The 13,228-nt window shown below is 60.5% G+C and carries 11 protein-coding genes; 6 read left to right on the plus strand and 5 right to left on the minus strand.

The features are described 5' to 3' along the window. Window positions 1-2: 2 nt before the first annotated feature. The 6 genes from SKA53_RS10400 to SKA53_RS10425 all read left to right on the plus strand — a co-directional run bounded on the left by SKA53_RS10400 (window position 3) and on the right by SKA53_RS10425 (window position 7,658). Window positions 3-1,820 carry a sodium:solute symporter family protein gene (locus SKA53_RS10400; protein WP_007206093.1) on the plus strand — a complete coding sequence of 606 codons (1,818 nt, stop codon included), beginning with the start codon at window positions 3-5 and terminating at the stop codon, window positions 1,818-1,820. An 89-nt stretch (window positions 1,821-1,909) separates the two neighbouring features. After that, window positions 1,910-3,745, plus strand: coding sequence for a DUF294 nucleotidyltransferase-like domain-containing protein (locus SKA53_RS10405; protein ID WP_007206094.1), 1,836 nt, complete (start codon window positions 1,910-1,912; stop codon window positions 3,743-3,745). A 26-nt stretch (window positions 3,746-3,771) separates the two neighbouring features. Continuing rightward, complete coding sequence (locus SKA53_RS10410; protein WP_007206095.1) at window positions 3,772-4,296, plus strand: hypothetical protein; 525 nt, start codon at window positions 3,772-3,774, stop codon at window positions 4,294-4,296. Further along, window positions 4,296-5,705: a 3'-5' exonuclease gene (locus SKA53_RS10415; RefSeq protein WP_007206096.1), complete on the plus strand. Its 1,410-nt coding sequence runs from the start codon at window positions 4,296-4,298 to the stop codon at window positions 5,703-5,705. The genes SKA53_RS10410 and SKA53_RS10415 overlap by 1 nt, the downstream gene beginning before the upstream one ends. 109 nt (window positions 5,706-5,814) lie before the next feature. Then, window positions 5,815-6,675, plus strand: coding sequence for an SDR family oxidoreductase (locus tag SKA53_RS10420; protein WP_007206097.1), 861 nt, complete (start codon window positions 5,815-5,817; stop codon window positions 6,673-6,675). 206 nt (window positions 6,676-6,881) lie between these two features. Beyond that, window positions 6,882-7,658 carry an ion transporter gene (locus SKA53_RS10425; protein ID WP_007206098.1) on the plus strand — a complete coding sequence of 259 codons (777 nt, stop codon included), beginning with the start codon at window positions 6,882-6,884 and terminating at the stop codon, window positions 7,656-7,658. A gap of 101 nt (window positions 7,659-7,759) precedes the next feature. On the opposite strand, the gene SKA53_RS10430 is transcribed toward SKA53_RS10425, so the two are convergent. The 5 genes from SKA53_RS10430 to SKA53_RS10450 all read right to left on the minus strand — a co-directional run bounded on the left by SKA53_RS10430 (window position 7,760) and on the right by SKA53_RS10450 (window position 13,198). Then, window positions 7,760-9,172, minus strand: a complete 1,413-nt coding sequence (locus SKA53_RS10430) for a methyl-accepting chemotaxis protein (protein WP_007206099.1) — start codon at window positions 9,170-9,172, stop codon at window positions 7,760-7,762. 70 nt (window positions 9,173-9,242) lie between these two features. Next, window positions 9,243-11,156 (minus strand): 1-deoxy-D-xylulose-5-phosphate synthase, encoded by a 1,914-nt coding sequence (gene dxs, locus SKA53_RS10435; RefSeq protein WP_007206100.1) that lies wholly within the window; start codon window positions 11,154-11,156, stop codon window positions 9,243-9,245. Between the two features lie 11 nt (window positions 11,157-11,167). Further along, entirely contained in the window at window positions 11,168-12,052 is an 885-nt protein-coding gene (locus SKA53_RS10440) for a polyprenyl synthetase family protein (RefSeq protein WP_007206101.1), read from the minus strand. Then, entirely contained in the window at window positions 12,045-12,278 is a 234-nt protein-coding gene (locus tag SKA53_RS10445; RefSeq protein WP_007206102.1) for an exodeoxyribonuclease VII small subunit, read from the minus strand. The genes SKA53_RS10440 and SKA53_RS10445 overlap by 8 nt, the downstream gene beginning before the upstream one ends. Next, complete coding sequence (locus tag SKA53_RS10450) at window positions 12,275-13,198, minus strand: histone deacetylase family protein (RefSeq protein ID WP_007206103.1); 924 nt, start codon at window positions 13,196-13,198, stop codon at window positions 12,275-12,277. Before SKA53_RS10450 ends, SKA53_RS10445 begins: the two co-directional genes overlap by 4 nt. Window positions 13,199-13,228 lie beyond the last annotated feature (30 nt).

Below are 13,228 nucleotides of genomic sequence, written 5' to 3' on the forward strand. Positions count from 1 at the left end.
CAATGGATCAGTATACACTCAACCTGCTGGTGGTTGGCGCGACTTTTGCGCTTTACATCGGCATCGCGATTTGGGCCCGTGCGGGTTCGACCGCAGAATTCTATGCAGCCGGTCAGGGCGTTCCGCCCGTGATGAACGGCATGGCGACGGCGGCAGACTGGATGTCGGCGGCGTCGTTCATTTCAATGGCAGGCATCATCGCGCTGGCACCTGCTGGCGGCTATACCCAATCGTCCTTCCTGATGGGCTGGACCGGTGGATATGTGCTTTTGGCTCTGCTGCTGGCACCTTACCTGCGCAAGTTCGGCAAATTCACTGTGCCGGAATTCGTCGGTGACCGGTTCTATTCCAACGGGGCACGGGTCGTTGCCGTTATCTGTCTGATCGTCATCTCGGTGACATACGTGATCGGGCAAATGCGCGGCGTCGGCGTCACCTTTGCCCGCTTCCTCGAAGTGTCGACAGATACCGGCCTTTACATCGGTGCGGCGATCGTTTTCGCCTATGCGGTGTTCGGCGGGATGAAGGGCATCACCTACACGCAGGTCGCGCAATATTGCGTTCTGATCGTGGCTTATACCATTCCTGCGATCTTCATCTCTTTGCAGATCACCGGAAACTTCTTGCCACAATTGGGGCTGCTGGGGGGCTACGCACCCACAGGCGGCGACGTTGCATTCCTCGCGAAACTTGACCAGGTCGTGACCGAACTGGGGTTCACGCAATACACGTCGCATACGACATCGACGCTGAACATGGTGTTCTTCACGATGTCGCTGATGATCGGCACCGCCGGTCTGCCACATGTCATCATCCGCTTCTTCACCGTGCCAAAGGTTTCTGACGCACGTTGGTCTGCGGGCTGGGCGCTGGTTTTCATCGCACTGCTTTACACCGTGGCACCAGCCGTGGGGTCGATGGCGCGCTTGAACATCTCGACCACATTCTGGCCAAACGCCGTGGAAGGCAACGCGCTGGATGGTGAAGCTCTCTCGCTGGAGCAGATCAATACCAATCCGGAGCTTGCCTGGATCAACACGTGGAAAAACACCGGCCTGTTAAACTTTGAAGACAAGAACGGTGACGGGTTCATCCAGTATTACAACGAAAACAACGCAGGCATGCAAGCGATCGCAGCCGAACGTGGCTGGACCGGTAACGAGCTGACAAAGATCGACAACGATATGATGGTTCTGGCGAACCCAGAGATTGCAAAGCTTCCGGGCTGGGTGATCGCACTGGTGGCGGCAGGCGGTCTGGCGGCAGCGCTGTCAACAGCAGCAGGTCTGTTGCTGGCGATTTCGTCGGCAATCTCGCATGACCTGATCAAAGGCTCGATCAACCCGAACATCAGCGAAAAAGGCGAATTGCTGGCCGCGCGGATTTCGATGGGCTTTGCGATCCTGCTGGCGACATGGCTGGGCCTCAACCCTCCGGGCTTTGCTGCCCAGGTGGTGGCGCTGGCCTTTGGTCTGGCTGCGGCGACGATCTTCCCTGTGCTCATGATGGGGATCTTCTCCAAGCGCGTGAACAAGGAAGGCGCAATCGCAGGGATGTTGGTCGGTTTGATCGCAACTGCGATCTACATCTTCCTGTTCCTGGGCTGGTTCTTCATCCCTGGCACGGCGATGCTGGCCAACACGCCTGACAACTGGCTGTTCGGCATTTCGCCTGCGTCCTTCGGGACTGTTGGCGCGATGCTGAACTTCGGGACCGCCTATATCGTGTCGGGCCTGACCAAGGCGCCACCGCGCGAGGTCCAGGACCTGGTTGAATCGATCCGCGTGCCAAAAGGCGCGGGCGCGGCAACCGGTCACTAAGACCACAGGGCGGGCAGTCCGCAAGGGCTGCCCGCTTTCACTTTTCAGATGTCCGCGGCCTGTCCCATGGCCGGACAAGGATTCATCAGATGCCCCGATCCATGCTTGATCTGCGCCGGTTTCTTTTGTCGATCCACCCTTATGACAGTCTACCAGATGTCGATTTTCAGAATGTGCTGACGCAGTTTATTCGCGTGCCAATGGCGCCGGGCGATGTGATCTATGCCTTCGGGACCCCCTGCGAAGGGCTGTACATCATCCTTGACGGCGAGGTCGAGATCACCACCGAAAACGGCGAGATCGTTTCGCATCTGGGCAGCCGCAATTCCTTTGGCGAACGCGGGCTGATGCGCGACGGCACCACCGGCACCCATGCCCGCGCACTGAGCGATGGCGAATTGCTGTTGCTGCCGACGGATGATTTTCATGCCCTGATTGCCGCGAATGCAGGCGCGCACCGTTTCTTTACCCGTGGCCGCACCCGCAATGATGCCGATGCCACCCGCCCCGCCACGTTGACCGAAACCCGTGTCGATCAACTGATGGCCGCTGATCCTGTCACCTGCAGCGCGGACGACACGATCACTGCCATCGCCAAGCTGATGCGCCAGTACCGGATATCCTGCCTGCCCGTGATGGCAGGCACACGGCTGGCCGGAATCGTGACGCTGCATGACATCAACAACCGCGTCGTGGCCGAAGGGCTGGACACGGGATTGCCCGTCAGCCGGATCATGACGGCAAACCCCGAAACCTTGCCACCATCGGCCATCGGGTCTGACGTATTGCATATGATGATGGAACGCCGGTTCGGCCATGTGCCGATCGTCGATCAGTGCAGGCTGGTTGGGATCGTCACCCAGACAAACCTGACCCGGTTTCAGGCGACCAATTCTGCATCGCTTGTGCATGACGTTGTGCGCGCCACCACAGCGGACGACATGGCCGGCGTCAGCGCCCGCATTCCGCAATTGTTGGTGCAACTGGTCGGCGCGGGCAACCGGCATGAGACCGTCACCCGCCTGATCACCGATATCGCCGATGCGATCACTCGTCGCCTGCTGACACTGGCCGAAGAAAATCTCGGGCCACCGCCAGTGCCCTATCTGTGGCTGGCCTGCGGATCGCAGGGGCGGCAGGAACAGACTGGCATTTCGGATCAGGACAATTGCCTGATGCTGGATGACAGCGTGACCGATGCCGATATGCCCTATTTTGCAGATCTGGCCAAATTCGTCAGCGACGGGCTGAGCAAGGCCGGATATTTCTATTGCCCCGGCGACATGATGGCAACCAATCCGCGCTGGTGCCAGCCGGTGCGCGTCTGGCGCCGGTATTTCCGCCGCTGGATCGACACACCCAACACCGAGGCGCAGATGCTGGCCTCGGTGATGCTCGACCTGCGCCCCATCGGCGGCACAAGGTCGCTGTTCGCGGATCTGCACCGCGAAACATTGGCACAGGCAGCGCGCAACTCGATCTTTGTCGCGCATATGGTGTCAAATTCGCTGAAACACACGCCGCCGCTGGGGCTGTTGCGCGGTTTCACGACCCTGCGCAGCGGCGAACACAAGCACCATATCGACATGAAAATGAACGGGGTGATCCCGATTGTCGATCTGGGCCGGATCTATGCTTTGCGCGGACAGTTGGACAGCGTCAACACCCGCGCACGGATCGCCAGCGCGCATGGGGCCGGCCAGATCAGCCAATCGGGCGGGCATGACCTGTTGGACGCCTATGATCTGATCGCACAGGCACGGCTGGACCATCAGGCGATGCTGATCCGTGCAGGAGCCAAACCCGACAACTTTATGTCACCCAACGTGCTGTCCGAATTCGAACGCAGCCATCTGCGCGATGCTTTCGTCGTGGTGCGCACGATGCAATCCGCTGTTACACAGGGACTTGGCATCATCGGCTGACGCGACAACAACCAAAGGACCCAAGAATGTATGTCGATATCATCACCATCGTCGCCGCAGGCTTTGCCGCTGCAGGTGTTGCGCTGATCCTCAACCGGCTGAGCGGGCGCCGCCTGCCGCGCTGGGTCGTCCCTGCATTTGCCGGTACAGGCATGATTGTGATGAGCCTGACCAACGAATACCGCTGGTATCCAAGGACGTTAACGCTGCTGCCCGCTGGTTTCGAGGTGATCTCGACCGCGGATTATTCCGCGCCGTTCAGCCCTTGGACCTATGTTATACCTTATGTGAACCGCTTTGCTGCGGTTGATGTGGCGGGCGTGCAGCGCAATGCGAATGCACCCGACATGCGGCTGGCCAACGTCGTCTTTTTCCAGCGTTGGCAGCCAATGCAATTGCGCAGCGCCCTGTTCGATTGCGCACAAGGGCGGACTGCCCTGCTGCAGGATAATGCTATGTTTAACGAGGACGGCACCGTACGAGTCCCGCGATGGGACCAGACCGGCCTTGACGATCCGGCAACGGCATTGGTCTGCGCAGGGCCGATCTGATGCTGGGCCGGCTTCGCCCACGCCAGCGCACGCTTGCTTTCTTCGCCTTGCTGGCCTTTGGCAGCATTGGTCTTTTGGCGGCTGCTCTACTGCTAGCCGAGGCCCGGCTGGACCAGCCCGAAGCGCGGCAAGCCTTCATCACTGCAGGGATTATCGGCGGGTTCGGGATTTTTGGCTTTGTTGCGGTGATGTGGCTGGTTTTCGATGACATGGTCGTGCATCCGATGGAACGGCTGGCCGCAGCGATGCAGGCGCATGCCGCAACAGACATGCACCGCGGCATCGACGCGGAGACAGCGCGCCATCTGGGCGATCTGGCCAAAGGGGCAGCGGCGCTGACATCGCGACTGGCCTCTGCGCGCGCCGAGGCTGATGCCAACCTCGCGCGCTATACCAGCAAGCTCGCGACCGAACGCGAACATCTGACGCGCATCCTGTCGGCTATTCCGGCCGCCGTGCTGATGGTCAGCCCCGACCACCGGATCGCTCTTTACGATGGCCATGCCGCCCTGATGCTGGACGACCAGCACCATCTGGGGCTGAGGCAAAAGATCTTTGACTATTTTGACGAAACTTATCTGCGCGCCGCCCTGACCAATCTTGCCCGCAGCGGACAGGCGACGCTGGACCAGCAGATCGCCACCGCAGATGGCGCACGCCTGCTGGATGTCAGCCTGCACAATCTGGGGCGAGATCAGGGCTATATGCTCAGCTTTCCGGTTCCCAGAGAGGCCAGCCCCGCCCGCCCTGTCGTGTTCGATTTCGCGATGACCACGCGGACAGAGACCCGCGATATTCAGGACGTGCCCCTGCGCGACCTGACCTATGTGGTCTTTGACACCGAAACGACCGGCTTTCTGCCCAACAAGGACGAGGTTGTGCAAATCGGCGCGCTGCGTGTCGTGAACGGACAACAAGCGCCGGGCGAGGTGCTGGACCTGCTCGTAAACCCTGGCCGGGCGATCCCTGCCAGTTCAACCGCCGTCCACAGGATCACCGACGCCATGGTGAAAGACGCCCCCGACATGGTGCATGCAGGCCGCAAATTTCACAGCTTCGCCCGCGATGCCGTGCTGGTCGCGCATAACGCACCGTTCGATCTGTCGTTCTTTCACCGCTACGCGCCAAAAATTGGGATGAAATTCGATCATCCGGTGCTGGACACAGTGCTTCTGTCTGCCGTGCTGTTCGGGATCACCGAAGGGCATACGCTGGACGAGCTGGCTAAAAGGCTGGGCATCGAATTACTGGACAAACACCGGCACACCGCGATTGGCGATGCGATTGCCACACGCGACATATTCCTGCGGATGATCCCCATGCTAGAGGCGCGCGGGCTGACCACCTTTGGCGCGGTGGTGGCCGAAATCCGCAAGCACAAGCGCCTGCTGCCAGACATGAACACATAGCGGTTCGCGCGAACCCGCCGCAGGCCTGCACGATCAAAACAATCGTTCGTGCCGTGCTATCGCCATTTTGGGGCCTTGCACACGGTCTCGCACTGCGGCACCAAGCCTTATGACCCAAACGCTTTTATCATTCGGACACGGCTTTAGCGCGGATGCGCTCGCGCGGATATTGCTGCCACAGGGCTGGCGGATCATCGGCACAACACGGTCAGAGGATAAGGCCGCGCGCCTGCATCAAGCCGGAATAGAGCCGCGAATCTGGCCCGGTGCGGACATGCGTCCAGCGCTTGATGCTGCCACCCATCTGCTGGTCTCGGCCGCGCCAGACGACAACGGCGACCCAGTGCTGGCACAGCTACAGGCCGAAATTACGGCCCGTGCCGGCCAATTCGCCTGGGTCGGCTATCTGTCAACAACAGGGGTTTACGGCGACCACGCCGGCGACTGGGTTGACGAGACGACCCCCCTGGCGCCCGCCACAAAACGCGGCATCGCCCGGGTGCAGGCAGAAGCAGCGTGGGCCACTATTCCCGATCTGGCGCTGCATATTTTCCGGCTTGCAGGGATCTACGGGCCGGGGCGCGGCCCGTTCGCCAAAGTACGCGACGGCAGCGCGCGGCGGATCATCAAGCCGGGGCAGGTGTTCAGCCGCACCCATGTCGCCGATATCGCGCAGGTGCTGGCGGCATCCATCGCGCGGCCCAATCCGGGCGCTATCTACAATGTCTGTGATGATGATCCCGCCCCACCCGAAGACGTGATAGGCTATGCCGCCGAGCTGCTTGGCCTGCCGCTCCCCCCCGCTCAGGATTTCGCCACCGCGGAAATGACACCGATGGCGCGCAGCTTTTATGCCGAAAGCAAGAAGGTACGGAACGACCGGATCAAGGATGAACTGGGCGTGCGGCTGATCTATCCTGACTATCGCCGCGGCCTGCAGGCATTGCTGGTGCAGGAAGACGGTACCTGACCACCAAGGCGATATCCGCATGGATGATCTGCGGTATCTTATCGGTGTTATGAAAACCTGAAATCAAAAAATTTCACCCTATGGTAGAAATACGGGATCCAAATCTGCCATTTTTTTGCCATGCTAAGTCCCGACATAAGCAGTCCCACTTGCTGTTTTGTGCTCGAACACTCATATGAAGGCAAGATTTTCACACGGGTATGCCCATGAATTTGCGCGCCAGAACATCCGCCTTTCTTGACCGACCCGCGGTAGGGCAATTCATCTTTGGCGTGATCGTCTTTAACGCGATCATTCTGGGGCTAGAGACGTCGGATAACGTGATGGCGCGGGCGGGCGGTCTAATCCTGTTATTGGATCAGATCTGCCTTGCGATCTTTGTGGCCGAACTTGCGGTCAAGCTTTTTGCCTATGGGCCACGGTTCTTTCGGAGTGGCTGGAACATATTTGATTTCATCATCGTCGGCATCTCGCTGGTGCCGGGCAATGGCGCGCTGTCGGTGCTGCGGGCCTTGCGCATCCTGCGCGTGCTGCGCGTCATTTCGGTGGTGCCATCGCTGCGCCGCGTCGTCGAAGGTTTTGTTACCGCCTTGCCGGGCATGGGGTCGGTCTTTTTGCTGATGGGGATCGTGTTCTACATCGGCGCCGTCATGGCGACCAAATTGTTCGGCGACAGCTTTCCCGAATGGTTCGGGACCTTGGGCGCATCGGGCTATTCATTGTTCCAGATCATGACGCTGGAAAGCTGGTCGATGGGCATCGTCCGTCCAGTGATGGAAGTCTATCCCTATGCCTGGGCGTTTTTCATCCCCTTCATCATGATGACGACCTTCGCGGTGGTGAACCTGCTGGTTGGTCTGATCGTCAATTCCATGCAGGACGCCCATGCCGAAGAAGGCAACGCTGCGACCGATGCCTATCGTGACGAAGTGTTAGCCAAGCTCGCCGCCATTGAACAGCGACTGGATCAGGCGGGCAAGTGATCTGAACTGGACAGGCAAACCGCCCCGATGGGATCGGATTTCAGTGCTGCCCGCCAACATGCCCTGTTACCGGCACGACACCGCATATAGCAGTCGGCGTATCACACCAGATACGCCAGCCTCACCCCACCCCAATGACGTCCGTTGACCATGATCGGGGCCGAGACGTCCTTCATCATCGCAAAGGTTCCGTTACCCATGTCCCGCCGATAAGCCTGCAGCAAGAACGGGCGCGTACTGCGCCCAGCGGCCAACCCCACACGGTCGTTAAAGATGCGGCGGTTGCGGCAGTGGGCGGCGTTCCAATCGGGATCATCGGGGCGCTGTGGCTGGCTGAACTTGACGTTATGCGTAGGCAGATATCCGTCGGCATTGACCGCCGCGCAAAATACGACGCGGTCCGAAAGCGTCAGCAGCGGTTCTTGAAGCGCGGGCAGCACCCGGTCGGTAAACCGCACACAGCGTAAAATCACCTGCGCAGGGTTACTGCCGGGAACAGGGCGATAATCGCGGTCGAAAAGATCGGCCAGCGCCACTTCGCCGCCTTGGACGGCCTGTTCGAACCGCGCGCTGATCCGCTGTGCCAGATCCTGCGCCGCCGTGATGTAGGGCGTGTCAATCGTTTCCAACCCGATCAACGCTGTCATCGCTGTCAGCGTTTCGGAACTGTTCGTCAGGTCGCGCATTTTCTCACGCGCGTTTGCGAGGCTTTGGTCGGATGCGGCGATCCCCTCCGACAATTCATCGATGCCCGATTTCATCTGCACGATTTCCGTCGCGATGCTGGTCGAGGCACCGACGATATCGCGTTGCGCCGCTATCACAGTACCCATAACGCGCGGCATGTTTTCGACCAATGTGCTGACATCGTCGATCTGTGTCCGGATCACGCTCGCACTGTCCAGCGCGCGAGCAGTTTCACCACGAAGTCCGGCCAGTTCACGATCAAGCGTCGTGATCGTGCTGGCGATTTCTTCGGTCGCCTCGCGCGTGGTCTGCGACAGGTCTTTCACCTCGCGCGCCAACACCATGAAACCGCGTCCATGCGCCCCGGCACGCGCCGCCTCGATCGCGGCATTTAGCGACAAAAGGTTGGTCTGGCGTGAAATTTCACCGATTTCGCCCGAAACGCGCGCCACGCTGGTCAATGTGTTCTGCAAACGGCCGAACTGGCCTGCGATATGTGTGACCATGTCGATCAAAGCGGCCACATCTGCCACCATCGACTGCAATTTGCTGCCGCTTTCCTGCGCGTTTTCTTCGGCCTTGGCCGATATCGCCTGCGCCTCCTCGGCCGAGGTCAGGACCGCCTGTGCGCGGCTGGAAATATGATCAACCCGCTGCGCAAGTTCTATTCCAGTGCGCGATTGCTGCCCAACCTGTTGAGACGTATCGTCAACATGGCCTGACACCCTGGCGATATCGATAGAAAGATCACCCAAACGCCGCGCAAGATCCGCCATCAGCGCGTCTGATTTGTCTTGTTCAGGCATATCCTGTTGCAGATCTTTCATCACCGATTCCCAAGCTGGTAGTCCCCAACCTAGACCGAAACCGACAATGATCCGTTAAGACCCGCTTGTCTTAGGCGCGTTTACCAAGACGGGCGATACCCAGCGCCTCCAGCACTTTTGCCTCGATATGCGCAGCATTCATCCCGGCCACATCATACATCGCCTTGGGGCTGGCCTGATCAATGAACGTGTCAGGCAGCACCATGGACCGGAACCGCAACCCGTGGTCAAAAACGCCTTCATCCGCCAGCAATTGCCCGACGTGGGACCCGAAACCACCCACGGCACCTTCTTCGACGGTGATCAGCGCATCATGACCGGCGGCCAGTTGCAGAATCAGGTCGCGGTCCAGCGGTTTGGCGAACCGCGCATCAGCGACGGTCGGTTTGATGCCTTTGGCTTCCAGCGTCTCGCAAGCCTTCATCACTTCGGACAGACGTGTGCCGAAGGACAGGATCGCGACCTGCGCGCCTTCACGGATCATGCGGCCCTTGCCGATTTCCAAGGGGGTAGCGTCTTGAGGAATCTCAACACCCACACCTTCGCCACGCGGAAACCGGAACGCGATGGGGCCTTCGTCATAGGCGGCAGCGGTGGCGACCATGCGGACCAGTTCAGCCTCGTCCGCAGCGGCCATCACCACGAAACCCGGCAGATTGGCAAGGAACGCCACATCAAACGACCCCGCATGTGTCGCGCCATCCGCCCCCACCAGCCCAGCACGGTCGATAGCGAAACGCACCGGAAGCCGCTGGATCGCGACATCGTGGACGATCTGATCATAGCCGCGTTGCAGAAAGGTCGAATAGATCGCACAGAACGGGCGCATCCCGCCTGCCGCCAGACCCGCGCTAAAGGTGACGGCATGTTGTTCGGCGATACCGACGTCAAAACACCGGCTGGCATAACGTTCCATAAATTTCGACAGGCCGGTGCCATCGGGCATGGCGGCGGTCACGGCACAGATACGCGGATCGGCGGCTGCATGTTTCAGCAGGCTTTCCGCAAAGACGGATGTATAGCTGGGGGCATTGCTGGGTGCCTTGGCCTGTTTGCCAGTGACCAAGTCGAATTTTGCGGTGGCATGCCCCTTGTCGCTGGCGCTTTCGGCGGGGGCATAGCCCTTACCTTTTTTCGTGATCGCATGGATCAGGATCGGGCCATCGGCGCGCGCCTTGACCGTGCGCAGGACGGACAGCAATTGGTCCATGTCATGCCCGTCAATCGGGCCAACGTAGGAAAAGCCCAATTGCTCGAACAAGGTGCCGCCCACCGTCATATGCTTGAGCACATCCTTGGCCCGCTTGGCCCCTTCGCGGAACGGCTCGGGCAGCAACGACACCGCCCCCTTGGCAGCGGCCTTGAATTCCTGAAACGGCGCACCGGCATAGAGCTGCGACAGATAGGACGACATCGCCCCCACCGGCGGGGCAATCGACATCTCGTTGTCGTTCAGAATAACGATCAGCCGCTTGCCCAGATGGCCCGCATTGTTCATCGCCTCATAGGCCATACCAGCCGAAATCGCGCCATCCCCGATAATGGCAATCGCATCGCCCGGATCACCGCCCAGATCACGCGCCACGGCAAACCCCAACGCCGCCGAAATCGACGTGCTGGAATGCGCGGCACCGAACGGGTCATAGGGGCTTTCCGACCTTTTGGTGAAGCCCGACAAACCGCCTTCGGTACGGATCGTGCGGATGCGGTCGCGCCGGCCTGTCAAAATCTTGTGCGGATAGGATTGGTGCGACACATCCCAGATGATCTTGTCCTTGGGCGCATCGAACACAGCATGCAGCGCCACGGTCATTTCCACCACGCCAAGCCCCGCCCCCAGATGCCCGCCTGTCACGGACACGGCGGCGATCGTTTCTGCGCGCAATTCATCGGCCAGCTTGCGTAACTGCGCATCCGACAGCGATTTCATATCGGCCGGGGTCTGGACCTTGTCCAAAAGCGGGGTGTTGGGCTGGTCCGACATGGCGACCCTTCCTAATGCGTGCGCGCGGTCACAAAACGTGCGGCGTCCTTTAATGTTTCGGCATCATCGCCATAATCAGATAGCGCATCGCAAGCTTGCGTGACCAGATCGACAGCGCGGCGTTTCGCCCCATCTAGCCCAAGAAGCGACACGAAGGTTGCTTTGCCCGCCGCTGCGTCCTTGCCCAATGCCTTGCCAACAAGGGCGGCGTCACCGGTCACATCCAGCACATCGTCAGCAATCTGGAAGGCAAGGCCCAGACAATCGCCATAGAGGCGCAGGGCCGCTTGATCGGCCAGCGCCATGCGCGGCCCGACAAGGGCGGCCCATGACATCAACGCGCCGGTCTTGCCCGCCTGCAAGGCGATGATCTGGTCCAGCGTCAGCGGCACATCCGCCGTTTCCGCCGCGATATCCGCTGCCTGCCCGCCCACCATGCCGCGCACGCCTGCCGCCTGCGCCAAGCTCAGCGTCAGATCGAGCTTTGCCGCATCCGCACAATCGAGCCTGCCCAAGAGTTCAAACGCCAGCGCCTGCAAGGCATCCCCCGCCAGCACGGCCGTCGCCTCGTCCCAACGCTTATGCACCGTAGGTTGGCCACGGCGCAGGTCGTCGTCATCCATGCAGGGCAGATCATCATGGATCAGCGAATAGGCGTGGATACACTCGATCGCCGCCGCCGCATGGGCCGCCACCTGCGGCGGCACACCATGCAGACGGGCCGTCTCGATCGCCAGAAAGGCGCGCAATGCCTTGCCGCCGCGCGCGGCATAAATCATCGCGTCCGGCACAGGTCCTGACAGGTCCGACAGCTGCGCCTCTATCATCTGGGTCGCGATCCGGGCGGCCTGCGCCAAGGCGTCAGGCAGCGGTCGCCGCGTGATCAGGTCAACCATCCAGCGGCGCTGTCCCTGTCGGGTGACCATTCTCGCCCAAAGTGATGCGGGCGACCTTTTCTTCGGCTTCTTTCAGTTTCGCCTCGCAGCGGGCCTTCAACGCGGCGCCACGCTCATACAGCGCGATGGACTGGTCCAGCGCGACATCGCCACGCTCCAGCTGGCCCACGACGGTTTCCAACTCTTTGATAGCGTCTTCGAAACTCATCTGGTCAACTTCGGTCATCGGCCTCTTTCCTCCAAAATCCTGACATGGGCTGCCGCGGATGCGCCCAGCGCCGGCAGGTCATAGCCGCCTTCCAGCGCCGACACCACCCTGCCGTGGCAATGGCTGTCCGCCAGATCGCACAGGCGCGCGGTCACCCATGCAAAATCATCCTCGGTTAATTCCAACCCCGCCAGCGGATCATCGCGATGCGCATCGAACCCCGCCGAAATCAGGATCAACTCTGGCGCAAAGGCATCGACACGGGGCAGCACCACGCGGTCCATCACGTCGCGAAAGGTCCTTGACCCAGTGCCTGCAGGCAAAGGCACGTTCAACACATTGCCAACACCGGTTTCATCCGCCGCGCCCGTGCCCGGATAGAGCGGCGATTGATGCGTGGAACAGAACAAGATGCGCGGATCATCCTCGACCAGATCTTGTGTGCCATTGCCGTGATGCACATCAAAATCCACGATGGCGACGCGGGCCAGCCCATGATGGTCCAGCGCATGTTTCGCCCCGACCGCGACATTGCCAAAAAAACAAAACCCCATCGGCGTCTCGCGCTCGGCATGATGACCCGGCGGGCGGACGGCGGCAAAGGCGTTCGCGACATCGCCCGCCATGACCAGATCGACTGCCAGCACGACCGCCCCGGCTGCGCGGTAAGCCGCCGCCAGCGTGCCGCGCGACATATGCGTATCGGCATCCAGTGCGTGCCACCCAGTTTCGGGTGCTGCGGCATGCAAAGCATCCAGATGCGCCTGTGGATGCGCGCGCAACAGATCATCCTGGGCCGCCAATGGCGCCTTAACGCGCATCATCTCCATCCCCGCAAGCGCACCCAGCACGGCATCAAGCCGCGCCACCTGTTCGGGATGGCCGGGTGGGGTCACATGGCCATGGCAATCATCATGAAAGATCAGCGCAGTTGTCATGCTCCCAAAGAACCCAATTCCATGCGAAAC

Source organism: Yoonia vestfoldensis SKA53, from assembly GCF_000152785.1.
Lineage (GTDB): Bacteria > Pseudomonadota > Alphaproteobacteria > Rhodobacterales > Rhodobacteraceae > Yoonia > Yoonia vestfoldensis_A.